Source organism: Hartmannibacter diazotrophicus, from assembly GCF_900231165.1.
Taxonomy (GTDB): domain Bacteria; phylum Pseudomonadota; class Alphaproteobacteria; order Rhizobiales; family Pleomorphomonadaceae; genus Hartmannibacter; species Hartmannibacter diazotrophicus.
Genome location: NZ_LT960614.1, coordinates 4,856,767 through 4,881,568, shown reverse-complemented (window position 1 = coordinate 4,881,568; position 24,802 = coordinate 4,856,767). Strand labels below are relative to the sequence as shown.

24 protein-coding genes are annotated in these 24,802 nt (G+C 65.5%); 8 read left to right on the top strand and 16 right to left on the bottom strand.

What is annotated here, in order from left to right; genetic code table 11:
- Positions 1-2 precede the first annotated feature (2 nt).
- From HDIA_RS22585 to HDIA_RS22570, 4 genes are read right to left on the bottom strand one after another with little or no spacing between them, the layout of a single operon-like run.
- Positions 3-1,595 carry an FAD-dependent oxidoreductase gene (locus HDIA_RS22585; protein WP_099558205.1) on the bottom strand — a complete coding sequence of 531 codons (1,593 nt, stop codon included), beginning with the start codon at positions 1,593-1,595 and terminating at the stop codon, positions 3-5.
- A complete protein-coding gene (locus HDIA_RS22580) occupies positions 1,595-2,842 on the bottom strand; it encodes an aminotransferase class I/II-fold pyridoxal phosphate-dependent enzyme (protein WP_099558204.1) in 1,248 nt (415 codons plus the stop codon). The genes HDIA_RS22585 and HDIA_RS22580 overlap by 1 nt, the downstream gene beginning before the upstream one ends.
- Positions 2,839-3,153, bottom strand: coding sequence for a 2Fe-2S iron-sulfur cluster-binding protein (locus tag HDIA_RS22575; protein ID WP_099558203.1), 315 nt, complete (start codon positions 3,151-3,153; stop codon positions 2,839-2,841). The genes HDIA_RS22580 and HDIA_RS22575 overlap by 4 nt, the downstream gene beginning before the upstream one ends.
- A complete protein-coding gene (locus HDIA_RS22570; protein ID WP_099558202.1) occupies positions 3,153-4,382 on the bottom strand; it encodes an aromatic ring-hydroxylating oxygenase subunit alpha in 1,230 nt (409 codons plus the stop codon). The genes HDIA_RS22575 and HDIA_RS22570 overlap by 1 nt, the downstream gene beginning before the upstream one ends.
- A gap of 254 nt (positions 4,383-4,636) precedes the next feature.
- Between HDIA_RS22570 and HDIA_RS22565 the strand changes: the two genes are divergently transcribed.
- The 4 genes from HDIA_RS22565 (at position 4,637) to HDIA_RS22550 (ending at position 9,013) form a co-directional block, all read left to right on the top strand.
- Positions 4,637-5,611, top strand: coding sequence for a LysR substrate-binding domain-containing protein (locus HDIA_RS22565; protein WP_099558201.1), 975 nt, complete (start codon positions 4,637-4,639; stop codon positions 5,609-5,611).
- A gap of 133 nt (positions 5,612-5,744) precedes the next feature.
- Positions 5,745-6,764 (top strand): ABC transporter substrate-binding protein, encoded by a 1,020-nt coding sequence (locus HDIA_RS22560; protein WP_099558200.1) that lies wholly within the window; start codon positions 5,745-5,747, stop codon positions 6,762-6,764.
- Positions 6,765-7,071: 307 nt separating this feature from the next.
- Complete coding sequence (locus HDIA_RS22555; RefSeq protein WP_099558199.1) at positions 7,072-7,962, top strand: ABC transporter permease; 891 nt, start codon at positions 7,072-7,074, stop codon at positions 7,960-7,962.
- Complete coding sequence (locus HDIA_RS22550; protein ID WP_099558198.1) at positions 7,952-9,013, top strand: quaternary amine ABC transporter ATP-binding protein; 1,062 nt, start codon at positions 7,952-7,954, stop codon at positions 9,011-9,013. Before HDIA_RS22555 ends, HDIA_RS22550 begins: the two co-directional genes overlap by 11 nt.
- Before the next feature lie 80 nt (positions 9,014-9,093).
- On the opposite strand, the gene HDIA_RS22545 is transcribed toward HDIA_RS22550, so the two are convergent.
- From HDIA_RS22545 to denD, 7 genes are all read right to left on the bottom strand, one after another.
- Entirely contained in the window at positions 9,094-9,984 is an 891-nt protein-coding gene (locus HDIA_RS22545) for a carbohydrate ABC transporter permease (protein ID WP_099558197.1), read from the bottom strand.
- A 63-nt stretch (positions 9,985-10,047) separates the two neighbouring features.
- Positions 10,048-10,914 carry a carbohydrate ABC transporter permease gene (locus tag HDIA_RS22540; protein ID WP_425432964.1) on the bottom strand — a complete coding sequence of 289 codons (867 nt, stop codon included), beginning with the start codon at positions 10,912-10,914 and terminating at the stop codon, positions 10,048-10,050.
- Between the two features lie 161 nt (positions 10,915-11,075).
- A complete protein-coding gene (locus tag HDIA_RS22535) occupies positions 11,076-12,389 on the bottom strand; it encodes an ABC transporter substrate-binding protein (RefSeq protein WP_099558196.1) in 1,314 nt (437 codons plus the stop codon).
- A 100-nt stretch (positions 12,390-12,489) separates the two neighbouring features.
- Entirely contained in the window at positions 12,490-13,554 is a 1,065-nt protein-coding gene (locus HDIA_RS22530) for an ABC transporter ATP-binding protein (RefSeq protein ID WP_099558195.1), read from the bottom strand.
- Between the two features lie 212 nt (positions 13,555-13,766).
- Positions 13,767-14,513, bottom strand: coding sequence for a FadR/GntR family transcriptional regulator (locus HDIA_RS22525; protein ID WP_099558194.1), 747 nt, complete (start codon positions 14,511-14,513; stop codon positions 13,767-13,769).
- Positions 14,514-14,549: 36 nt separating this feature from the next.
- Positions 14,550-15,317, bottom strand: a complete 768-nt coding sequence (locus tag HDIA_RS22520) for an SDR family oxidoreductase (RefSeq protein ID WP_099558193.1) — start codon at positions 15,315-15,317, stop codon at positions 14,550-14,552.
- Between the two features lie 184 nt (positions 15,318-15,501).
- A complete protein-coding gene (gene denD, locus HDIA_RS22515) occupies positions 15,502-16,485 on the bottom strand; it encodes a D-erythronate dehydrogenase (protein ID WP_099558192.1) in 984 nt (327 codons plus the stop codon).
- Between the two features lie 268 nt (positions 16,486-16,753).
- On the opposite strand from denD, the gene HDIA_RS22510 reads away from it, so the two are divergent.
- On the top strand, positions 16,754-17,119 hold the full coding sequence (locus tag HDIA_RS22510) for a hypothetical protein (protein ID WP_099558191.1): 366 nt from the start codon (positions 16,754-16,756) through the stop codon (positions 17,117-17,119).
- A gap of 15 nt (positions 17,120-17,134) precedes the next feature.
- Here HDIA_RS22510 and HDIA_RS22505 read toward each other — a convergent pair whose 3' ends face one another.
- From HDIA_RS22505 to HDIA_RS22495, 3 genes are read right to left on the bottom strand one after another with little or no spacing between them, the layout of a single operon-like run.
- Complete coding sequence (locus tag HDIA_RS22505) at positions 17,135-17,482, bottom strand: hypothetical protein (protein WP_099558190.1); 348 nt, start codon at positions 17,480-17,482, stop codon at positions 17,135-17,137.
- Positions 17,482-18,417 (bottom strand): hypothetical protein, encoded by a 936-nt coding sequence (locus HDIA_RS22500; protein WP_099558189.1) that lies wholly within the window; start codon positions 18,415-18,417, stop codon positions 17,482-17,484. Before HDIA_RS22500 ends, HDIA_RS22505 begins: the two co-directional genes overlap by 1 nt.
- An 11-nt stretch (positions 18,418-18,428) precedes the next feature.
- Entirely contained in the window at positions 18,429-18,758 is a 330-nt protein-coding gene (locus HDIA_RS22495) for a hypothetical protein (RefSeq protein ID WP_157775788.1), read from the bottom strand.
- Positions 18,759-18,932: 174 nt separating this feature from the next.
- Between HDIA_RS22495 and lhpI the strand changes: the two genes are divergently transcribed.
- Entirely contained in the window at positions 18,933-19,874 is a 942-nt protein-coding gene (gene lhpI, locus HDIA_RS22490) for a bifunctional Delta(1)-pyrroline-2-carboxylate/Delta(1)-piperideine-2-carboxylate reductase (protein ID WP_099558187.1), read from the top strand.
- Between the two features lie 171 nt (positions 19,875-20,045).
- Positions 20,046-21,089, top strand: coding sequence for an extracellular catalytic domain type 1 short-chain-length polyhydroxyalkanoate depolymerase (locus HDIA_RS22485; RefSeq protein WP_157775787.1), 1,044 nt, complete (start codon positions 20,046-20,048; stop codon positions 21,087-21,089).
- Here HDIA_RS22485 and HDIA_RS22480 read toward each other — a convergent pair.
- Complete coding sequence (locus HDIA_RS22480) at positions 21,083-22,342, bottom strand: serine hydroxymethyltransferase (RefSeq protein WP_099558185.1); 1,260 nt, start codon at positions 22,340-22,342, stop codon at positions 21,083-21,085. The genes HDIA_RS22485 and HDIA_RS22480 overlap by 7 nt on opposite strands.
- A 24-nt stretch (positions 22,343-22,366) precedes the next feature.
- Positions 22,367-23,242: an SMP-30/gluconolactonase/LRE family protein gene (locus tag HDIA_RS22475; RefSeq protein ID WP_099558184.1), complete on the bottom strand. Its 876-nt coding sequence runs from the start codon at positions 23,240-23,242 to the stop codon at positions 22,367-22,369.
- Positions 23,243-23,594: 352 nt separating this feature from the next.
- Between HDIA_RS22475 and HDIA_RS22470 the strand changes: the two genes are divergently transcribed.
- Entirely contained in the window at positions 23,595-24,719 is a 1,125-nt protein-coding gene (locus tag HDIA_RS22470; RefSeq protein ID WP_157775786.1) for a glycosyltransferase, read from the top strand.
- Positions 24,720-24,802 lie beyond the last annotated feature (83 nt).

Sequence of the window (24,802 nt, the reverse complement as noted above, 5' to 3'; positions counted from 1 at the left end):
CCTCAGAGGTGCGTGTGTTCGTCGACGAAGGAGAATTCCTCCGGCGTGCCGATGAGGTCGTAGGGGATCCACTGGGTCGGGATCGCGAACCAGACCGACCAATGCTTGGCCATGTCCGGCATTTCCTCCAGCGTCGCGAGCACGCCGAGCGGCAGCGGGCGCACAGGCGCGCGGTAGCCGGCGAGCGGGACCGCGTCGGTCGGCAGATCCGCGCCGATCGCCATCAGCATCGCCACCTGCTCGCGGCAGCGCCGCGCCTGGCAGGCGCCCATGGAAACGCGGGTGAGGCGCTTCATCTGGTCGTGGCTGAGCGGGCCGGCCTTGGCCAGATCCTTCAAGTCGTGGCAAAGGCTCTTTTCGGTCGGATCGCCGAGATAGCGCGGGGCACGAACGCCGAGCAGGTCGCCGCGCGTCACCTCCTCGCACTGGCAGGCGAGAACGTCGGTGCCACCGGTTGCAAGCAGCGTTTCCATGACCATCCGGCGATAGGGCAGCTGGTCTGCGCCTGATGGGAATTGAGCGGCGAGGGCCGTGGCGGCGGCAAGGCCGAGGGATGCCTTGACCGCCGCGGCCGCCTGCCGGCCATGGGCCTCGGAGGCTTCTGGATCGGCAAGTGCCACGCCGACACCCATGCAGTCGCCGGCGCCGAAGACGAGGGGCGAGGTCGTGGTCACGCCATCGGGCGTATCCGGCGCGAAGCCGCCACGCGTGCCGTCAAGCACAAGGCTCGCGCCGGCGACGTCGAACAGGTCAACGACGGGCACGAGGCCGAGTGCGAGACAGACGGTGTCGCACTCGATCGTCTGCCTCTCGCCAACTCCGTCGGAGGCAACGATCTCGACCGCCTCGACGCCGAAGGCGCCGCGTTTGGCGGACGCGATCACGGTGTTGTAGAAGATCGAAACGCCCTGTGCCGACAACGCGGCGATGCGGTCCGGATCGCCCTGCGGTTCGGCGGCGACCTCGACCAGCGCAGCGACCTCCACACCCTTCGAAAGAGCGAGTTCCGCTGACGCGAGGGCGAGATCGCCAGAGCCGAAGACAACCATGCGACGGCCGTCAAAGGCATCGTATTTCGTCAGCAACGCATGAAGGCCGGCGGCGCCCATGACGCCCGGCTGGTCGGCGCCGTCGAAGAAGGTGACGAGATCGCGGGCGCCGGTGGCCAGCACCACGCGCTTGAAGCCGACGGTCCAGGCGCGGGTCTGGTCGGCAAGACCCGCGATGGGGCCGGGAAGCTCGCGGGAGCCTTCGGACGGCAGGTAGAGCCCCCAGCAGGTGATACCGAGCTGCACGTCGACACCTGCCTCGAAGGCGGCCTCGATGGCCGGGTTACTTTCGAAGATCCGCTCCATCATGCGGGCGGAATTCTGCACGCCGGCGTCGGCGCGGCCGCCATAGAAGAGCGGCACGTCCATGCCAATGAGCTGGCCGTCGACCGGGTTCTCGTCGACGAGCAGCACCGAGAGGCCGGACGCGGCGAGATCCGTCGCGGCGGCAAGGCCGGCCGGCCCCGCGCCGACCACGAGCACATCCACCTCGCTTTCGGGCGGCGGAAACTTGCCGGCGATGGAGCTTTCATCGATCACGGTCATCAGACGGCCTCCAGTGCCGTTTCAAGGTCCGAGGTGAGGTCGCGGACATTTTCGAGCCCGACGGAAATGCGCAGCGTCGCGTCGGTGATGCCTGCCGCCACGCGCCGCTCGCGCGGCACGGCATAGTGCGTCGTGGTCGCCGGGTGGCAGATCAGTGTCTCGGTGCCGCCGAGGCTGACGGCGACGCGCATGACCTTGAGGGCATCGAGCAGGCGGAAGGCCGCCGCCTCGCCCTCGGCCTCGTCGACGGAGAGTCGGAAGGAAAAGGTCGAGCCGGCGCCGCGGCACTGCCGTTCCAGGACGGACTGATGCGGCGTGAAGCCGACATAGGTGACCGAGGCGACCTTCGGATGGCCGCGCAGCGTGGCGGCGATCTTGGCGGCATTGTCGGCCGCCCGTTCCGTGCGGAGTGCCATCGTCTCGAAGGAGCGGGCAAGCAGCCAGGCCGAATGGGCGTCGAGCGTCGAACCGACGAGAGTACGGAATGCTTTGAGTCGGCTTATCAGTTGCTCCGAGCCCGAGATGCCGCCCGCGAGCAGGTCGCTGTGCCCGCCGGCATATTTCGTGAGAGACGTCATGCAGAGATCGGCGCCAAGCGCCAGCGGCGTCTGGACGAAGGGACCGAGGAAGGTGTTGTCGATGCCGATCAGGGGCCGAAAGCCCTGCCGCTCCGCGATCCTGTCGGCGGCCTCGCCAAGGAGCGAAAGATCGACGAGGGCTGCGGTCGGATTTGCGGGCGTCTCGGCCCAGATGACCCGCACCGGCCCGGCATCTGCTGCAGCCTCGGCGTCGCGCATCAGCGCCGAGCGGTCGATCCCGTCCGAGATCCCGACCGACCGGATGCCGAGACGGGACAGCTCGCTCGTAATCAGCATGTCGGTGCCGCCATAGACAGGACGGCTGTGCAGGATCACGTCGCCGGGGGCGAGAAAGGCAAGGAAGACGGCCGAGATCGCCGCCATGCCGGTGGCAAAGATCGCGGAGGCCTCGCCCCGGTCGAGGGCTGCGAGACGCGTCTCGACGATGTCGAGGCCGGGATGGCCGAGCCGGCCGTAGATATAGCCGGTCGCGCCGTTGTCCGCGCCGTCGAAGAAAGCTTGATGTAGGTCCTTGGCGGCCTGCGCGGACGGGTAGACGAAGGTGGAGGCGAGATAGGCCGGCGGCTTGGCCGCGCCGAGCGCCGTTGCCGGGTCGTAGCCGTGACCGATGGCAAGCGTTTCCGGCGACAGGTTGGAACCGCCCGTCATGGCAGCCGTACCACCACCGCTCCGAGCGGGCGCGAGCAGCAGGCCAGAATTTCGCCCGCCTCGACCTCGTCGTCGAAGAGGGCGCCGTTCTGCTGCATGTCGACCTCGCCGGAGAGTTTCTGCATCCGGCAGGTGCCGCACATGCCCTCGCAGCAGGAGCAGGGGATCGCGATTCCGGCCCGAAGCCCCGCCTCGAGGATCGTCTCGTCCGGCTCCATGACCACCTCGACGCCGTCGGGCTCGAAGCGAACGGTCGCCATTGCCGGTGCGTCCATCGTCTCGCGGCTCATGCTTTCGTCCGTCATGGTCATCAGGCGACTTCCGATATCCGCGCCGAGGCGACGCCCATATGGGCGCGCAGGCGCTCGCAGTACCAGTCGACGAAGCGGATCACGAAGGATTCGGCGCTGGGGCTGTAGGGGCCCGGCACATAGCCCTTGCCGTTGACGCCGCGCTGGTTGTTTTCCGCAAGGTCGCGGTCCTGCAGATTGGTCTTGTCCCAGGTCTCCACGAGGGTTGCGAGGTCGTAGTCGACACCCTCGACCGCATCCTTGTGGACGAGCCACTTGGCGACGACATGGGTCTCCTCCGGGCTGACCGGATAGGCGGAGAACATGAAGGCGAAGTCGCCGAGGGCATGGCAGAAGTTGTGCGGCTCGATGGCAAAGCGCAGCGAGCCGACATCGCCGCCGTCGAGATCGACGAGCGGCTTCTTCACCAGAGGCAGGCCGTCACGCGACATGGTGATCGAGCCCTCGTTGAGCGGGAAGCGGGCAATCTGCCACCAGGAGCCGTCCTCGGGGCCGATGGAAAGGCCGTGCCCGGCCATGCGTTGGCGATAGGCCTGCATCTGCAGCGCATCGCCCGTGCTCATGTCGTCGCGCACGCCGACCGGGAAAGAGACGCCGAGCTCGGGATGACAGGCGGCGCAGTGATAGCACTCGCGTCCGTTTTCCATCACCAGCTTCCAGTTCGCCTTTTCCACCAGCACGTAGGAATGGGCGAGCTTGGCATTCTCCAGCCCCATGGGCGCGAGCATGGGTTCCAGGCACTTGCGGAAAGGCGCGAAATCCGGCGCCTCGTCGGCAAGGCAGATGTAGATCGCACCGGCCACCACCTCGACATGGATCGGCAGCAGGGAATGGGCGCCCGCGTCGAAATCCTCCGGCATCTCGCCGGCATGCTGCAGCTTGCCGTCAAGGTCGTAGGTCCACTGGTGATAGGGGCAGACGAGCTTGGCGCTGCGTCCTGCCCCGTCGGCGCAAAGCTGGGCGCCGCGATGGCGGCAGGTGTTGAAGAAGCCGCGGGTCGCGCCCGACCGGTCCCTCAGGATGACGACGGGCGTCCGCCCGATCGTCATGGCGAGATAGTTGCCCGGCTTCGGCAGTTCGCAGGTGAAGCCGGCCATCAGCCAGCTTTCCTCGAAGACGGCCTCCAGATCGAGGTCGTAGATGTCCCTGTCGGTATAGAATTCGCGTGGCAGGGAATGACCGGACCGGCGCCGGTCGAGCGAGTGGACGATGGCGGACGTGTCGCGCATGCCTCGGATCTCCATGGAATGAATCCAGCGTGACACGGCGGGCTGCGTCAGAGGAAATTCAATTTCCTCATGAGGCAATCGCAAAAAGGCAATTGTGATTGTTCCAGTCAGTGGGAATGATAGCCGCCTTACGTAGTTTTCCCACGGCTCTGCCCCCGGCTGATGACCGGACGGCCAAGAACCGGGCAAGAAAAAGAAGACAAAGGCTGAGGATGAAGGCACCCTGATCGGAAGGTCACAGGAGGGACAATGCGGTGATCGATCGGAAATGGCTCCCGCTCAATGCCCTGCGCGCCTTCGACGCCGTCGGCCGACGCCTCAGCTTCACCGCAGGCGCCCAGAGCCTCAGCGTCACCCAAAGTGCCATCAGCCGTCACGTCTCCAGCCTTGAGGACCTCATCGGCAAGCGGCTGATCGAGCGCCGTCCGGGAGGGCTTGCACTCACCGAAGCCGGCGCGAAGCTGCTGCCGGTCGTCGAGAAATCCTTCGACCGCCTCGAAAAGGTGCTCAACGAAATCGCCGCCGAGGGAACCCAGCGCGAGCGCGTCGTGCGCATCCACATGCCGCCGACCTTCCTCCAGCGCCTCGGCATGCAGATGCTGCACGAGTTCCGCAGCGAATTTCCCGGCATCGCCATCGACGTGTCATCGACCTATGGTACCGGCCTGCCGGACAGGAAGGTGGACCTCGCGGTCACCTACGACATGCCCAAGGTCAGCGACGCGATCATGGACCTTCTCTGGATGGAGTGTTCGACACCGGTCTGTTCGCCGGCGCTGGCAACCGCGTTCGCCGGCCGCCCGCTTTCAGAACTGCTGACCGAGGCCGAACTGCTGCATGTGCGTGTCGACGGCCAGCCCATGGACCACCACTGGGCGCAGTTCTGCCGCCAGACCGGCCTCGACATCGATACCCGCAAGGGCCTGACCTTCGATACGCTGGCGCTCGCCGTGCAATATGCCGAGCGCGGCCATGGGGTGGTGCTCTGCGACGTCGACATGTTCCGGGAGGACATCGACGGGGGCCGTCTCGGGGTGCCGCACGGCATCGAGATCAAGGGCGGCTACGGCTATTTCCTGGTGCTGAACCCCGAAGACCTCGACGATCCCCTGATCGCCCTCTTCCGAAACTGGATCATCTCCCGCTTTGCCGGCATCGGCAGCCATCCGCGTCCGTCGGTCAGGGACAATACGGATGTCGTAATATCACAAGACGCCCCTCGCAATTGATGGGCGCTATATCGCCAAGAAAAAAGGCTCTTCGCGAAAAGATCCGGAAACATCCGGACAACAGAACCAGCAACGCCTGACTGAAACGAGAGAGCCGGGAACAGTTGAAATCTTGAACGGAGACCAAGGCGTCATGACGAGATTTTTTCAGGCAACAATTCTGGCCGGCACGGTGCTTGCCGGTGCAAGCAGCGGGATGCTGGTCCAACCGGCCCATGCCGAAGACTGCGGTCGTGTGACGATCGCGAACATGAACTGGGCGTCGGCGGAGGTTCTCTCCTGGATCGACCAGATCATCCTGGAGAAGGGCTACGGCTGTGACGCGGAACTGGTTCCGGGCGACACCCAGCCGACCATCACCTCGATGATGGAAAAGGGCGAGCCGGACGTGGCGCCCGAGGCCTGGATCAACTCCTACCGTGAATCGCTCGACAAGGCCGTGGCGGAAGGGCGCCTCTTCTATGCCTCCGAGTCCCTTTCGGACGGCGGCGACGAAGGCTGGTGGGTGCCGAAGTATTTCGCCGAGGCTCATCCCGAGATCAAGTCCGTGCCGGACGCGATGCAGCATCCCGAGCTCTTCCCGGCACCGGAAGACCCCTCCGTTGGCGCAGTCTACAATTGCCCGGCAGGCTGGGGTTGCCAGACGATCACGACCAATCTCTTCAAGGCGAACAAGGGCAAGGACCACGGCTTCATCCTCGTCGACACCGGTTCGGCCGCGGGCCTCGACGGCTCGATCGCCAAGGCCTACGAGCGCGAGCAGCCCTGGCTTGGCTACTACTGGGCACCGACCTCGATCCTCGGCAAATACGAGATGGTCAAGCTCGACATGGGCGTTCCGCACGACAAGGCGGAATGGGATGCCTGTACCTCGGTGACGGACTGCGCCGATCCGAAGCCCAACGACTTCGCCAAGTCCGAGGTCTTTACGGTCGTCACCAAGCGCTTCAAGGAAGCAGGCGGACCGGCCTACGATTACCTGACCAAGCGCTCCTGGCATAACCCGACCGTCAACAAGCTGCTTGCCTGGATGGCCGACAACCAGGCGACCGGCGAAGACGGCGCCAAATACTTCCTGAAGAACAGCCCGGATGTCTGGACCCAGTGGGTCTCGCCGGAGGCTGCCGAGAAGATCAAAGCCGCCATGATGTAAGGCGCACGATCCGGGACAGCCCGCGGATATCACCGTGGACTGTTCCGGCGCGAGGCCGCGCCCGATTGCGGGCCTCGTTACCGGAACCGAACCGTCTCGTTCCGCCGGGATTTCGGTGGACGGGCGGGCATCCTGCAAATCAGGGTCAATTCTGGCTGGCGCGATTTCGGATGTTCCGCGCATCACCAGCCGTTGTCCTCAGCCCTTCGCCGGCGCGAAGGGCCCCGGTTCCGCCATGGCGACAGGATCGTCTCGTCACCCGTCCTGTCCTTGATTTCTGCTCCCTCTTTCGAGGAGGACGGCCTTGATGAGCTGGCTTACCGAATTTCCGACGATGGACGACACGAGCCTGACGGCGCTGAAGAAGGCGATCGACGAGGGGTTCCGTGCATTCACGCGCGCCTATGGCTATTCGATCGAGAATGCGTTCCATCCGCTGCAGACCTTCCTGATCTGGTCCGAGCACACGCTGGTGGACACGGCCTGGCCGCTGGTCCTCCTGGGGCTTCTGGCCGTCGTCTACGCGGCGAGCCGGTCGTGGAAGATCGTCGCCGGCTCGGCCGTCGCGCTCGTTCTCATCGGCTATTTCGGCATGTGGGAAGACACGATGAAGACCATCTCGATGATCTTCGTCGCCACCGTCGTCTCCATCGTCGTCGGCATTCCGATCGGCATCGCCATGTCGCGCCTGCCCAAGGTGCGCGCCGTCGTCAACCCGGTGCTCGACGTGATGCAGACGATGCCGAGCTTCGTCTACCTGATCCCGGTGGTCATGCTGCTCGGCATCGGCAAGGTGCCGGGCCTCATCGCGGTGGTGATCTACGCCATTCCCCCGGTGATCCGCTTCACCGACCTCGGCATCCGCCTCGTCGACCCGGAGGTGCTGGAGGCGGCCGACGCCTTCGGCTCCGACCCGGGCCAGAGGCTTGCCTACGTGCAGCTGCCGCTGGCGCTGCCCACCATCATGGCCGGCGTCAACCAGACCATCATGATGGCGCTCGCCATGGTCGTCGTCGCCTCGATGATCGGCGTGCAGGGCCTCGGCCAGCCGGTGCTGAAGGCCATTGCCAACCAGTATTTCACGCTGGGGCTGTTCAACGGTTTTGCCATCGCCGGCATCGCCATCATCTTCGACCGCGCCACCCAGGCCTTCGGCCGGCGCCTGCAGAAGCACCAGGAGGTGGCCCATGGACATTGACGGCATCCGGATCAGGAACCTCTACAAGATCTTCGGCAAGGAGCCGGAGGCCTATGTGGAGAAGGTCAAGGCCGGCATGACCAAGACCGAGCTGATGGGCCACTCCCACGTGCTCGGGCTGCGCGACATCAACCTCGACATCCCCGGCGGGCGCATCCAGGTGATCATGGGCCTGTCGGGCTCGGGCAAGTCGACCCTCATCCGCCACATCAACCGGCTGATCGAGCCGACCGCCGGCGAGGTGATCGTCAATGGCCAGGACGTCATGGCGATGGACGGCAAGAGCTTGCGCGACTTCCGGCGCACCTACACCGCCATGGTGTTCCAGAAGTTCGCCCTCCTGCCGCACTGGACCGTGCTCGACAACGCCCTCTTCGGGCTCAAGATCAAGGGCGTCTCGAAGAAGCAAGGCACCGAGACCGCGATGCGCTGGCTGGAGCGGGTCGGCCTCAAGGGCTTTGAGGGGAAATACCCCAACCAGCTCTCCGGCGGCATGCAGCAGCGCGTCGGTCTTGCCCGGGCGCTGTGCAACGACGCCCCGATCCTCCTGATGGACGAGGCCTTCTCCGCGCTCGATCCGCTGATCCGGGTCGACATGCAGACGGTGCTGCTCGATCTGCAAAAGGAGATCAAGAAGACCATCGTCTTCATCACCCACGATCTCGACGAGGCGCTGCGCCTTGGCGACCGGATCATGATCCTGCGCGACGGCGAGAACATCCAGCAGGGGACCCCGGAGGACATCGTCCTCAAGCCGGCCGACGACTATGTCGAGACCTTCGTGCGCGAGGTGAACCGCGGCCGGGTGGTCAAGCTCCACTCCGTCGTCACCCCGCTTGCGGGCGCTGCCCCCGACGGCCTGCCCAGGATCGACGGCGACATGCTGCTGGAGGCCGCCGCCCGCCGTCTCACAGAGCTCAAGGCCGCCGAGGCCGTCGTCACCGACGAGGCCGGCGCCCCCCTCGGCACCGCCCGCCTTGCCGACATCGTCCAGGCCATGGTCCGCCCCGACCAGGAACTCGGCTCGGGCTTCTCCGCCGCAGCAGCCTGACAGGCCGAAGACCCCCGGAACAGACAGCACAGAACAGAACAGCAAGGAGCCGGCGACCATCACCGCTGGCTCGTTCGCCGTCATTCCTTCACAGCGCCCGTCATCGAGGCGACGTAGTAGTCGACGAAGAAGGAATAGAGAATCACCACCGGCAGCGAGCCGAAGAGCGCGCCGGCCATCAGCGATCCCCATTCGAAGACATCGCCGCGCACCAATTCGGTGAGGACGCCCACCGGGACCGTCTTGTTTTCCGACGACTGGATGAAGGTGAGGGCGTAGATGAACTCGTTCCACGACAGCGTGAAGGCGAAGATGCCGGCCGAGATCAGCCCCGGCACCGCGAGCGGCAGGATGATCTTCGTCAGGATCTGCCAGCGGGTCGCGCCGTCGACCAGCGCGCTTTCCTCCAGCTCGAAGGGGATCGAGCGGAAATAGCCCATCAGCAGCCAGGTGCAGAAGGGGATGAGGAAGGTGGGGTAGGTCAGGATCAGGGCGAATTTGGTGTCGTAGATGCCGACGTTGAAGACGATGAAGGCGAGCGGAATGAAGAGGATCGAGGGCGGCACCAGATAGGCGAGGAAGATGAGAAGGCCGGTGGTGCGCGCGCCGGTGAAGCGCACCCGCTCGATGGCATAGGCGGCGAAGACCGACGCTGCGAGCGAGAGGAAGGTGGCGCCGAAGGCGACCACCATCGTGTTCCACAACCAGCCCGGATAGGACGTCTCGAAAAGCAGATACTTGATGTGCTCAAGCGTCGGCCCGACGACCCAGAAGGGGCTGTAGTGCTCGTAGTCGGTGAGCTGCGCATTCGGCTTCACCGCCGTGATCGCCATCCAGTAGAAGGGGAACAGCAGCACGAAGACGAAGACCGCCAGCGGCAGGTAGATCGTCACGAGGCGGCGCGGCAGGCTGTCGAGATAGCGCATGCCCTCGATGTTGTCTTCGAGCGGAGCGGCCTTGGTGGCAGTCATGCCGGTGTCTCCCGTGTCATGGTCGTCCGCGAAGGCCGGGGGTGACTGTGCGCCTTTGTCATCTCATTCATCTCCGCCCTGCTGCCACCTGCGCCTCTGAAGGCCGAAGAAGCTGAACAGGATGGCGGCGAGCAGGAAGGGGATCATGGCAACGGCGATCGCCGCGCCCTCGCCGAGCTGCCCGCCGGGAATGCCGCGCTGGAAGGAGAGCGTTGCCATCAGGTGGGTGGCGTTCACCGGTCCGCCGCGCGTCAGCACGTAGATGAGCTGGAAGTCGGTGAAGGTGAACAGCACCGAGAAGGTCATCACCACCGCGATGATCGGCGTCAGCATCGGAAAGGTGACGTGGCGGAATCGCTGCCAGCTTGTCGCGCCGTCGAGGGAGGCGGCCTCCTGCAGCGAGGGCGAGATGGTCTGCAGGCCGGCGAGCAGGGAGATGGCGACGAAGGGAATGCCGCGCCAGACGTTGGCGGCGATCACGGATGCGCGGGCGTTGAAAGGATCGCCGAGAAAATTGATCGGATGATCGATGAGGCCCATCTTCATCAGCGACCACGAGACGATCGAGAACTGCGCGTCGTAGATCCACCAGAAGGCCAGCGCCGAAAGGACCGTGGGAACCACCCACGGCAACAGGACGATGGCCCGGAAGAAGGACTTGAAGGGCAGGTTCTCGTTGAGGATCAGCGCCAGCCAGAGACCGAGGGCGAATTTCAGCACCGAGGCGACGGTCGTATAGAGGATGGTGTTGAAGACGGAGAGCCAGAAGACCTTGTCGTCCCAAAGGTAGGCGTAATTCTCCAGACCGATGAACACGCCGGACCGGCCGATGCGCGTGTCGGTGAAGCCAAGCCAGACGCCGAGGCCGAGCGGATAGGTCAGGAAGCAGATGAGAAAGGCCGCCGCCGGCAACATGAAGATGAGGCCCATCAGATTGCGGCTGTTGCCGATCCTGTCCCCGATGGATCGGGGGGCTCCCGTCACGGTCGTTCCCATGGGGGTCTCCGGCTTTCGGTTTGCGACATCGGCCGCTTGCATGACCTTGTCCCTCCCCAAAAAAGGGGAGGGATCCTTTCAGTCAATGACCGCGGTCAGACGCGGTAGTAGCGATTGGCGCGCTTTTCGGCCTGGGCCATGGCGTCTTCCGGCGAGCTTTCGCCGGTCACCGCGGAGGCGAACATGTCGACCAGCACATAGTCCGCCATCACCGCCGCCGAGGCATAGCCCAGCGGACCGGCATAGCCGTTCGGACGCAGCGTTTCCGAGGCGCGGGCATAAGGCGCGTGGATCGGATCGGCCGTCCAGATCGGGTTGTCGGCAAAGGCCTTCAGCGGCTGGCAGCAATAGGCGCTGGAACCGTTGATCCAGGCATTCATCTGGTCGGCCTCGAACATGAACTTCAGATAGGCCTTGCAGGCGTTCGGGTATTTGGTGTGGCTGAAGGTGATCGCCTGGGTCGTCTGGTGCAGCTCGACGCTCTTGCCGACCGGACCTACGGGGAAGTTGGTGGAGCGAAGGTCCGCCGTGAGCTCGGCAAGCGCCGGGTCCTTCTTGGCCGCGTAGTAGATCGAGACGCCGTTGGCGGTCAGCGAGATCTGGCCGGCGAGGAAGGCACGGTTGTTGTTGATGTCGAGCCAGCTTTCCGTGCCCGGAATGAAGGTCGCATAGAGCTTCTGGGCGTACTCAATCGCCGCCCTGGTCTCGGGCGAGTTGATCGTGACGTTGCCGTTCTCGTCGACCATCTTGGCGCCGTGGCTCCAGAGCAGCCAGTGGGCGTAGTTGTTGCCGTCGCCGACGGCCTTGCCGTGCGGGAAGCCGGCGGGCGTGCCCTTGGCCTGCATCGCCTTGCAGAGCTCCAGGAAACCCTCGGTGTCCTTGGGGAACTCGCTGAAGCCGGCCGCCTTCATGTGGCTGTCGCGGTAGACGACGGCGTTGCCGATGGCCGCCAGCGGCAAGGCGATGAACTTGTCGTCATGGACGGCATAGCCGCGCAGGCCGTCGTACCAGCCGCCGTATTTGCCGTCGAGATAGGTGGCGAGATCCGTCATGTCGACAAGCTTGTCGGGATACTGGTGCGGATCGTCGAACCAGCACAGCACCATGTCCGGGCCGGAGCCGACATTGGCCGCGACCGCCGCCTTCGGGCGTATGTCTTCCCAGCTTTCCTTGTCGACGCGCACCTCGACGCCGGTGGCATCGGTGAATTTCTTGGTGTTCGCAAGCCAGGCGTCCTCGTCACCCTGGACGAAGGGGCTCCAGCGCAGAAGGCGCAGGCTGGCGCCCGCTTCCGGCGTGTAGGTCGGTTCTTCGGCGGCAAAGGCCCGGCCGACGCCGAGCGGTCCGAGACCGCTTGCGACGACGAGACCGGCCGATGTGCCCAGCAATTCGCGGCGATTGATGCTCATGAGGTTTCCTCCATCCTGGTCGCGGGATTTTCTGCTCTTTGTTGCATCCGCCGTCGTCCCGCACGACGCGGAGGCTTATTCTTCTGCCCGGTATTCCGGGTCAGCAGGTTATCCGGCGACCGGTCTCGGCATCGAAAAGATGCGTCGCTCCGGCATCGACCGACAATTGCAGCGTTTCTCCCGGGCGGGCGGCGATCCGCTCGCGGAAGACGCAGGTGATCTCGTCCGCGCCGAGGCGGACAACGACCTGGGTTTCCGATCCCGTCGGCTCCACCACCACGACCTCGACCGGAATGTCGCCACCGAGGCGGACATGCTCGGGTCTCAGTCCGTAGACCAGTTCGCCGCCGCCGGCCTTGCCGGGACGCGCGATGAGGGGAAGGGAGGCTCCCCCCTTGGTGAGGAAGCGGCCAGGGTCGGTCTCGTCGAGCCGGCCATGCAGGAAATTCATCGAGGGAGAGCCGATGAACCCGGCGACGAAGAGATTGGCGGGCCTGTCGTAGAGGTCGAGCGGCGCGCCGATCTGCTCCACCTCGCCGTCGTGCATGACCACGATCTTGTCGGCCATGGTCATGGCCTCGATCTGGTCGTGGGTCACGTAGACGGTGGTGGTTTTCAGGCGCTGGTGCAGTTCCTTGATCTCGGTGCGCATCTGGACACGCAGCTTGGCGTCGAGATTGGACAGCGGCTCGTCGAACAGGAAGACCTGCGGCATGCGCACGATGGCCCGGCCCATGGCGACGCGCTGGCGCTGGCCGCCCGACAACTGGCGTGGATAGCGGTCGAGCAGGTTGGTCAGCCCTAGGATTTCCGCCGCCGGGCGGACCTTCTCGGAAATCTTGTCCCTGCTGGCGCCCTGGAGCTTGAGCGAGAAGCCCATGTTCTCGGCGACGGTCATGTGGGGATAGAGTGCGTAGTTCTGGAACACCATCGCGATGTCCCGTTCCTTCGGCGGCAGCCTGTTGACCACCCGATCGCCAATGCGGATTTCGCCGCCGGAAATGTTCTCCAGACCGGCCAGCATCCTGAGGAGGGTCGATTTTCCGCACCCGGACGGGCCGACGAGAATGACGAATTCGCCGTCGTCGATCGACACGTTCACGCCTTTGATCACGGAGACCGCGCCAAAGGACTTGCGCACGTCGACTATGTCGACTGACGCCATGCCATTTCCTCCCATCCCCGTTGCGCTCCGGTCCTTCTTGATTGGCGGATGCGCTTCATTTTTCCCCGCTTGTTTCGGGGCTGCCTTGTGCCGGCTTAATTGTCCACTGGTTGGTCCAGCAGACAAGTTCATGAAACCTCATTTTCCCACGGTCGTCAACCCGAAGCCGGGGCCGCCCGGCACCTGGGCCGGACGGGCCACGCACCGGCGTGTCAGTCGGCCTCTTCCGCGACCGATTTCGTCGTCCTGTAGATGCGTTCCAGATGAATATCGAAGGCCTTCACGGTCGCCTCCGGATCGTGGGCCTTGAGGGCGGCGAGGATCGCCTCGTGGTCGCCGACGCTTCTCAGAATCGAGCCTTCCGAGGCAACGGCGACGCGGCGATGCTCGATCATGTAGCTGTAGAGATCGATGACGAAATCGGCGAGCACCGGATTGGCGCTCGACTGATAGATCGCGGTGTGGAACTCGCGGTCGCAGATCAGGAAGCGCACAGGGTCGCTGATGGTCGCGCGCTGGGCGACGAGCGACTCCTCCAGGGCCCTCAGGGTCTTTGCCTCGATGCGCGCGGCGGCATCGGCCACCACCCAGCGCTCGACGTGAAGGCGGGCGACATGGATGGAGTCGAGGTCATAGCGGTTGATGAGCTTGGGCTCGCGCATCGCCGTGCCGAGGGGGCCGACATCGGCGGACACCACGCGGGTGCGCGCGCCCTGGCTGATCTCGATGATGCCGCGGGCGGCGAGGATCTGCATGCCGCCGCGGATCGTCTCGCGGCTGACCTGCAGCGCGCTCGCAAGATCGCGTTCGCCGGGCAGCACGTCGCCGACCCGAAGAATCCCGGCGGCGATCAGCGTTGCCAGCTTGTCGGCGACGATGTCGCGCACCGAACGGCGCACGAGGCCGGCCTGCAGTTCCGCCACCTGGTCCAGAACGGAAAAGCCGTCGTCCATCGTCATTGTTCATGTCCCCCGCACGGGTTGTCCGGCCACCGGCTACCCGCGCCCAACCAGCGGCATCGTTGTCGCCATCACGGTCATCGTCAAGACGTTGGCCGAAAGCGGCAGGCTTGCCATGTAGACGACCGCCTCGCCGACATGGCGTGCGGGCATCGTCGGCTCGGCGGCGATCGTGCCGTTCGCCTGCATCACGCCGGTGCCCATCTTGGCGGTCATCTCGGTCGAGGCATTGCCGATGTCGATCTGGCCGCAGGCGATATCGAAGGGTCTTCCGTCGAGCGCCGTCGACTTGGTGAGACCCGTGATGGCGTGTTTCGTCGCCGTATAGGGCCCGGAGAAGGGGCGCGGCGTCTGGGCCGAGATCGAACCGTTGTTGATGACGCGCCCGCCGCGCGGCTCCTGCGCCTTCATGATGCGCATCGCCTGCTGGGTGCACAGGAACGCGCCGGTGAGGTTGGCGCCGACGATGGCGTTCCATTCCTCGAAGGTGAGGTCCTCCATCGGCACGGCACGCACGTTGATGCCGGCGTTGTTGACGAGGAGGTCGAGCCGGCCATGGCGGCTTTCGATGGCCTCGAAGAGCGCCTTCACCGACTCCGGGTCCGAGACATCGGCGGTGACGGCGTAGACGTTGCCGCCGGTCGCCGCGCGCAGGTCTGCGGCCGCCTTGTCCAGCACCTCCGCCCGCCGTCCCGTGATCGTCACGGTGAAGCCGGCTCCGAGCAGTGCCTCCGCGATGGCCTTGCCGACACCCGTGCCGCCACCGGTGACGAGTGCGAATTTTTCTGACGCCGTGTCGGTCATTCTTCCTGTCCGTTTTCAAGTCTGTGCGGCGGGGTCCCTTCAGCCATCCGGGGAAAGGACCTTCGTTGCCGGTTCAGGACCAACCATCCATGACGGTCGGGCACGGTCAACCGCTCCGATCGTCAAGACACTGTTGCTTCCGTCGGACGGCCGGCACACCCGGTCGCCAACGGGCAAAGAGGCCCTAGATCACGCCGGCCAGTTCATCCTCGACATGGGCCCGGATGATCTCGTCGAAGGAGGTTTCGGCCGTAAAGCCCAGCGACGCCGCGCGGCTGGCATCGAAGGCGGTGGGCCAGCCGGCGACGATCCCCATGATCACCGGATCGGGCTCGCGGCGAATGAGGCTCGTCGCCTTCGTGCCGGCGACCCGCTGAAGAGCGGCGATTTCCTCGCCGACCGTCGCCGACAGGCCGGGCATCGTCAGATTGCGGCGAGGGCCGACCCTGTCGAGATCGAGTGTCGCGCCGTGTACGAAGAAGCCGACGGCAGATCGGGGGCTCGCGAACCAGTGCCGCACGTCCTCGGAGACGGGCAACACGGCCTCGATGCCGACGAGCGGCTCGCGCAGGATGTTGGAGAAAAAGCCCGATGCGGCCTTGTTGGGGCTGCCGGGGCGCACGCAGACCGTCGGCAGGCGGATGCCGATGCCATCGAAAACACCGCGCCGGCTGTAGTCGGCCAGCAGCAGTTCCGTGATGGCCTTCTGGGCGCCGTAGCTGGTGAGCGGCGCGGTCAGAAACTCGTCCGGGATCGTCTCGGGGAACGGGGCGCCAAAGACGGCAATCGAGGAGGCAAAGACGACCCGGGGGCGATAGGGCTCGCGCTGGCCTTCCGCGCGGATCGCGTCGAAGAGGTCCCGACTGCCGTCGAGATTGACCCGGTAGCCCTTGTCGAAGTCGGCCTCGGCCTCGCCGGAAACGATTGCCGCGAGATGAAAGACAAGGTCGGGTCGCCGGGAAATAAGCTTTTCGGCCGTGCCCGCCGTCGACAGATCGACCGCCGCGCAGTCCGCGATCGACGACAGGGCGGCAGGGGCCGACGGCGCCACGATATCGACGAGATGGAGGCTGCGGATGTCGCCGCCAAGGCAGTCCGGATGGGCGGCAATATGCTCGACGAGCTTTCGACCCACCATGCCGGCCGCGCCGATGACCAGGACATCCATGGACTTTCCCTCCCTCTTGTTCTTTTTCGTCGTTGCGTTTTTAGGGAGCAGGACGGCGAATGCCCCAGCCGAAAACCCTGTCCGGATGCTGCGGGCCCATGCTGGTCACAACAAAACTGGTCTGCTACCCGGACAAGTTTAATGTGTCCGACAGAGATTGCGCCGTCAAGAGGGAAGGGGCGGACGATGGGCGCCATTCTCCTCCCGTACGGAATCGGCGTATGATGCCGTCAGACACCGTCGCCGGAGATTTTGGGAGACGAGACCGATGACCGCCGTGCGTAGCCTTGCCATTTTCCTTGCTGTGCTGGTTGCGGGTTGCCAGAGCGGGCCACGGCTCACCATCGAGCAGCGCCTTGCGGCCTATCAGGGCTGGAGCGAGCAGCAACTCGTCAACGATATGGGACCGCCGGACAACGTCTATGTGCTGGACGGAACGCGCTATCTGTCCTGGTACACGCAGAAGACGCGCTACCGGCCGGGCTTCGGCGGCTATTTCGGCGACCGCAACGGCCTCTTCATCGGACCGTCCTATGGTGGCTATGCGTATTCGGTGAGTTGCAAGACCACCTTCCTGGTCAAGCGCAGCAAGGTGGTCGGCTTCGATCTGCAGGGCAACGGCTGCCCGCGCTAGGTCCGCCAGTCAGCGTCAGACGGGATCCGGAGCCGGCCACCAGTCGGGTGTCTTGGTCTCGGTCGTGAGACCGCCGAGCCCGTCGGTCAGGCGATCGAGCATCAGACCGTTATCAGTCACGACGCCGGCTGCAGGATGCGTTTCGGGATGCTGCAGAACCCATTGGCCATCGAGGCGCTGGCGCGGCACATCCCAGGCGGTGGTGACGGCACCTGGATCGTCGATGCCGTAGCGCTTGCCGAGAATGCCTCCGTCCTCCCGGACGGTGTAGCCCGCCGCGGCAAGCGCCGAACGGGCGTTGGCGTCGATCCGGCCGGCGATTTCTTCAGCTTCTGTATGTGTGTTGAACACATAATATCGCATCAAAGCCCCCATTTTGCCTGGTGATAGGCCCAGAGCGCGGTTCGCTCGGCGACCGTCAAGACAGTCCCAAAGACGATGACCTCGGCGATCGTCTCCTGCACATGGGTGAGCGAGCCGTTCGAGGAGACGATGCAGCCGCAGGTCATGTTCTCGTCGGCAAGGGCAGGGGTGTTCGCCGGGTTGACGGCGGAGGCCTGCGACAGGGAGACGTTGTTGCGCCAGCATTGCCCCCCGCCATAGGTCGCTCCCGAGGCGCGCGCGAAGAGCGTGGCGAACCACGAGGAGCCGTCCGTAGAGCCGCTGTTGAACTGCTGGGCACCGTTGTTGTAGCGGAAGCTCGTGTCGCCGGTGGCAAAGCCGATGACCTGACCCCCGACGCCGCTGGCCGCGCCGAACTGCACCGCGCCAACCCCGAGCGTCACGGGCCGGGAGACGATCGCGACTGTGATGGCGGGATTGCCGGAAAAGCCGAGGGCATCGGCGCGCGTGAGCCGGTCATTGCCGCCGAAGACAAGCGTGTTGAGCCCGTTGAGCGTTTCGCTGCCCGTTGCCGGCTGGTTGGCGGCGGTGCCCGGCGCGACGAGGCTCAGGCCGGCAAGGCGATCCGTCCAGGACTGCACGGCGCCCGCCGTCGACGAGATCTCCGCCTCGGCCGAGGCATCCCACCAGGCGACGATGCTGGCAAGGTCGGCGGGCACCCATTTGCGGATGCCGTTGCTGGCGCCGCATCGGATGATCGCCCCCTCGTATTCGGCGCGCATCGTGAAGATGGCGCCGGTCTCGCCGCCGATGGCGACACCGTCCGCCGTCCACTGACCGGTGCTTGTGCACTGGTAGAGCGATCCGGCGTAGCCGGCGCCGGACACGACCGAGACAACCGGCCGGAACGAGAGGACCATCGGGCCGAGACCCGTCCCAAGAGCAAGATCGAGCATGGCGAAGGTCCTCAGACGTCGATCACGGCGATCTTGTCGCCGGCGGCGACCGCCAGGTCGTAGGGGAGATAGGCCTTGACCAGAATGCCGGAGGCGCTGGCGCCAGCGGAGGGGGCACTGGCGACGGGCGCGGCACCGGCAACGGCCCAGACGTCGCCGTCGGTAAGGATGCGCACGAAGCCCGCGCCGTCGGGCGCCTCGCTCGTCGTTGCGGTCGCAACCGACGTCCCGCCGCTGGTCAGGACCTCGCTCACCATCCCGGTCATGCGAGGAACGGGCATCGACCCGCCCTCCGCGGACCGGTTGCCGGCCATGAAGAATGAAACGTCCACTCGTGCCATGATCAATCCTCCAATCGTCGTGGACCAGACGATAGGCGGAGCCTGCGGGCGCTGAATCAGGCGCCGCTTGCCGCAAGGAAATCCGAACTGTAATTCAGCCCCGTTCCCGCTTGCACTCGGCCGTAGAATCCGGGCTACTGTCGCTCGTCCCGTCCGTTTTCAGGAGCCTTGCCCATGCGCGTCGTCACAACGGAGGAAACCGCCGCCAGCCTGCCCTATCCGGCGCTCGTGGAAGGGCTGCGCGCGGCGTTTCGCTCCGGCATGACCGCGCCGCTGCGCCACCACCATGTCATGCCGCGCGAGGGCGAGCCGGACGCCGTCCTGCTGCTGATGCCGGCCTGGGCCGGGAACGGGACCTTCGGCGGGGTGAAGCTCGTCAACGTGACACCCGGCAATTCGGCGCGCGGCCTGCCGGCGGTGATCGCGAGCTATCTGCTCTTCAGCGAGGTGACCGGCGAGCAGCTTGCTCTGCTCGACGGCTCCGTGCTGACCTGCCGGCGCACGGCGGCCGCAGCCGCGCTCGCGGCTGACTATCTCGCCCGCAAGGACGCGCGGACGCTCCTCATCGTCGGCGCGGGCCGGGTCGGCGCCGAACTCTACGACGCCTTTTCCGCCATCCGCCCCATCGGGCGGGTTCTTGTCTGGAACCCGACCGAGGCGCGGGGCCAAAAGCTCGCCGAGACCCTGCGCGGGCGCGGCGTGATGGCGGGCTTCGTGTCGGATCTTGCTTCGGCGGTCGGCGAGGCGGACATCATCTCCTGCGCCACGCTGGCGCAAGAGCCGGTCATCCGGGGCGAGTGGCTGAAGCCCGGCCAGCATCTCGACCTCATCGGTTCCTTCACGCCGGAGATGCGCGAGGCCGACGACGCGGCGATTGCCCGGGGACGGCTCTTCATCGACACCGATGCGGCGAAGGTCGAATCCGGCGACGTGATCGGACCGATGGCCTCCGGGGCACTTTCGGCCGAGGCGATCGGCGGCACGCTCTACGACCTTTGTGCCGGAAAACCCGGCCGCCTCGACGACGAGGAGATCACGATCTTCAAGGGCGTCGGGGTTGCCATCGAGGATCTGGCGGCGGCAATGGTTGCCTGGGAGCGGCTGGCGCAGGGCTGACAGCACGGTGCCGGCGCGCGCCAGTCGCCGGACTGTCGTCCTGCGGATGGGCTCTTGCATTGCCCTCTTGCTGCCCATCTGGTGCGGCAAGGATCTCGTTCGGACGATCCTGCCCAATGACCGGATGCATTGTCCTTCGCCCCGCCCGACCCGCTCTGCCAGGAACCGTCCATGCGCTCGCTTGCCGACACCATCGCCCGTCTGACGCGCTTTCGAAGGGCAGCCGACGCGATCGCCGCCGCCGGGCCGCCGCCCGGACAGGGGCGCCTTGAGCCCTTCAGGGCGTTCGAGCCCAACCCGGGATCCCTCCGGGCCCATGTTTTCCGGCCGGATGGCCTGCCACCGGGAGCCCCGCTGCTGCTGGTGCTGCACGGCTGCCTGCAGGATGCGGCGTCCTACGATCGCGGATCGGGCTGGTCGGCGCTTGCCGGCCGGCATGGCTTCGGCCTCGTCTACGCCGAGCAGAGGATCAGGAACAATCGCAATCGCTGCTTCAACTGGTTCGAGGTGCAGGACCAGATCGCCGAGGGCGGCGAGGCGGAGTCGATCCGGCGGATGGTCGAGGCCGTCGCCGATGACTATGGCTCGGACAGGAGACGCATCTTCGTCACCGGTCTTTCGGCGGGCGGGGCGATGACGGCGGTGATGCTGGCAACCGCGCCGGACCTTTTCTCCGGCGGGGCCATCATTGCCGGCGTTCCCTATGGCGTTGCCCGCTCCGTTCCGGAGGCCTTCGATCGGATGCGCGGCATCGGCCTGCCGGACGAGGCGGAACTGCAGAGGAGACTTGCCGAGGCGAGCGGCCATTCGGGCGCATGGCCCATGCTGTCCATCTGGCAGGGGGACAGGGACGAGACGGTCTCGCCCGTCAATGCCGAGGCGATCATCGACCAGTTCCGGGCCGTGCTCGGCTTGCCGGCCACGCCGGCGAAGGTCGAGACATCCGACGGCTATCGCAGGCGCGTCTGGCGCAACGGGATGGGCCGCGCGGTGCTGGAGGAGTATCGCATCACCGGTATGGGGCACGGCACGCCGCTGGCACCGCGCGCGGACGGCCTCGGCGGTATTCCCGGTCCCTTCATGCTGGACGCGGGCATCTGGTCATCCGAGGCCATCGGCCGCTTCTTCGGCATCGTCCCGCAAGAGCGCCGGCCACAGTCGGGCCTGCCGAACTGGCTGACGGCGCTCTGGGCGAAGGCCTTCGGCGGTCAGTAGATCGGATGGGCCCGGCAGAGCGCGAGGACCTCGGACCGGACGCCGGCAAGCGTCGTCTCGTCCGTCGATGCGCGCAACACCGTGTCGATCCAGTGTGCGACCATCGCGAAGTCCGTCTCGTCGAAGCCGCGTGCGGTGCCCGCGTTGGAAGAGAGACGCAGGCCGGAGGGGGCCTCCGGCGGGCATGGATCGAAGGGAATCTGGTTCTTGTTGACAGCGATGCCGGCCTTTTCCAGCGCCTTCGACGCAATGTCGCCGGTCACGCCCCTTTCCGCCAGATCGACCAGCATGAGCCCGGTGTCGGTGCCGCCGGCAACGAGCCTCAGACCGGTCTCGGCAAGGCTCTCGGCGAGGGCTGTGGCATTGGCAAGGACCGCCTCGTTGTAGAGGCGGAAGGAGGGCTGGAGCGCCTCGCCGAGACAGGCGGCCTTGCCGGCAACGCCGTGCAGCAGGACGGAGCCCTGGACGCCGGGGAAGATGCCGTGGTTGATGCGGTCGGACAGACGCTCGTCGTTCCAGAGCACCATGCCGCCGCGCGCGCCGCGCAGGGACTTGTAGGTGGTGGTCGTCACCACGTCGGCATGCGGGAAGGGGTTCGGATAGAGCCCCGTCGCCACGAGACCGGCGAAATGGGCCATGTCGACGAGGAGATAGGCGCCGGCCTCGTCGGCGATGTCGCGCAGGGCGGCAAAATCGATGGCGCGCGGATAGGCCGAACCGCCGGCGATAATCATCCGGGGACGGTTGGTCAGCGCGAGGTCGCGGATCTCGTCGAGGTCGATCCGCTCGGAGGTCCGGCCGACGCCGTAGGAGACGATGCGATAGTCGCGTCCGGTGAGCGTTGCCGGATGGCCGTGGCTGATGTGGCCGCCGGCGGCCACATTCATGGACAGGATCGTGTCGCCGAGTCGCAGGAGGCCGAGGAAGACGCCGGCGTTGGCGTTGGAGCCCGAGTGTGGCTGGACGTTGGCGTAGCGGCAGCCGAAGAGCGTCGTCGCGCGCTCGATCGCCAGCGTCTCGATGGCGTCGGCGAACTCGGCCCCGCCGTAATAGCGGGCGTAGGGCAGGCCCTCGACGGTCTTGTTGGTCAGCACCGAGCCCTGTGTCTCGAGGACGAGGCGGGAGACGATGTTTTCCGAAGCGATCAGTTCGATGCCGTCGCGCTGGCGCTCGAGTTCGCCGCGGATGGCGGCGCCAAGTTCCGGGTCGGCGTCCAAACCGGTCGTGAAATAGGTGTCGGGAACCGTTGTCATGGACAAACTCTGTGTTTTGCCGGGTCAGTGTCTGGCGGGCTGGCCGAAGCGGGCGATGGGCACGCCGGCGACAGGGGCCGGGAAGCTGATCAGCGTTCCGGCCGGCTGGTCCGGGCGGGTCAGCGAGGTGACGTAGAGTGTCTTCAGATCCGGTCCGCCGAAGCAGGGCATGGTCGGCGCCGGCACGGGGAGCATATAACGGGCGAGCAGACTGCCGTCGGGGGCATAGCGGTTGAGGCAGCCCGCCGAGACGCCGGCCGACCAGTAGTTGCCGGCGCTGTCGCAGGCACCGCCATCCGGCCTGCCGTCGGCGTCTCCCGGCCTTGCGATGATGCGCTCGTTGGACAGGTTGCCGGTGGCCAGATCGTAGTCGAAGGCGTGGATGATCTGCTTGCGCGTATCGGAGTGATACATCGTCCGCCCGTCCGGCGACCAGGCAAGGCCGTTGGAGAGCATCAGGTCGTCGAGCACTCGGGTCGCCGTGCCGTCGTGGTCGATACGGTAGAGCGCGGCGGTTTGCCTTTTCGCAGGCGTGTCGTCCATGGAGCCGACCCAGAAGCGGCCGTCGGGGCCGACCTTGCCGTCGTTGAGGCGGTTGCCGGGCCGGTCGGGTTCAGGATTGACGATGAACTCCAGCTTGCCGGTTGCAAAGTCGAAGAGATGAATGCCGCTGAGCAGGGCGACGATCGCCCGCCCGTCGGTGCAAAGGCCGAAGCTGCCGATCTTTGCCGGCATGTCGAAGCGTTCCAGGGATTTTTTGTCCGGGTCGAGGCGGTAGAGGGCCGGTGCGTCGATGTCGATGAAGAGCAGCAGGCCGTTGGCCGCGTCCCAGAGCGGTCCCTCGCCGGTGCCGAGCGGGATGTCGATGAGCTGGCGGGGCGAAGGCGTTTCGATGCGCATGGGCAGACCTTTCAACCGGGAGGCTTGTTTGCCCTATCTCACGTTTTGCCGGGCCACGAAAGGCGGCGGCGGTGTCTTCGTCGGCGTTTTTTTGGGCAGGCCCGACTTTTCACCCCTTAACCTGCTTTGGCGTGAGGATTCGACGGCGGGGCGCTTTCATGATGAAATACGTTGTCCGTTAGACTTGACTTGAATTTGAAACAGTTTTTGATGTGCGCCCATCAGGCTGACGGGGCTGAACTTGTTGTCCTGCCGCGTGGAATTCGTTTCGGCGCATGTTTGATTTATTGGTTTATTTGGCACCATCCGGCGAATTTGAAGGTGGATGGAACGGGGCGTTTCAAAGGGGGCCATGATGATATGGGCAATTTTGCTCCTGGTTTGCGTGCTTCTCGTTGTCTATCCGTACCTTGTCTATCCAAGGATTCTGGAAGGCATCAAGAAGAAGCCGCTTCTTCCTCCACTTGAGGGAGAAAAGCTGACCTACGCCCTGCTGTTCTGCGCCTACAATGAAGAAAAGGTCCTGCCGCAGACGATCGAAAACCTGCGCCTCATCAAGAAGACCTGGCCCGAGCTCGAGATCCTGGCCTATGCCGATTGCTGCTCCGACCGCACCTTCGAGATCCTCGATGCGGCCAAGGACGTCCTGACTGCCGTCGAGGGCACCGAGCGCAAGGGCAAGCCGTCCGGCATGCGCCAGCTCGTGACGATGACCGAGGCGGACGTGGCGATCTTCATGGACGCGAACGTCATCGTCGATCCGGCGACGATCCGGCGCTTCGAGGACTATTTCAGCCGACCCGACGTCGGCGCCGTCGCCGGAACGCTGCATTATATCAACGAGGAAGACAGCACGGCCGCCCATGTCGGCGGGCTCTACTGGCGGCTTGAGGAAAAGATCAAGCGGCTGGAGTCGGAGACCGGATCGACGATGGGTGCCGACGGATCGCTCTTCGCCATGCGGCGGCAGTTCTATCCCTTCGTGCGGGCCGACCTGCAGGACGACTTCATGGCCTCCATGGAGGTTCTGTTCCACGGCTACCGCTGCGTCAGCGCGCCGGACATCCTCGCCTACGAAAAGGGGGCGGTCGCGTCCGCCTCGGAGTTCCGCCGCAAGCGCCGCATCGCTTGCGGCGCCTTCTCGACGCACCGCGAGATGTGGCCGGAGATCCGGACGCTCGGTTCCCTCGACCGGTTCAAATATGTCTCGCACAAGCTGCTGCGCTGGCTCGGCGCCTTCTTCCTCCTTGTCGGCTATGGCGCAGCGCTGATGCTCGCCGTGCATTACGGCCTTGGCGCCGCCTTCGTGGGACTGACGATCGTCGTCCTCGCCCTTGGAGCGGTCGCCTTCCGGCTGAAGGTCGGCCCGGTCGTCAAGATCGTCGAGATCCTGTCGGCCATCGTCGCGACGGGTGTAGGTGTCCTGGAATCGATCAAGGGCGCCAAATACGCGATCTGGAACCCTGTCGAGCGCTGAGCCGCCATCGGGGCACGCCGCCGCGCACCGGGAATTTTGCCGGCGTAGTTCCCGCCCGGCCTAGGGTTCTTCGGCCGGATAAC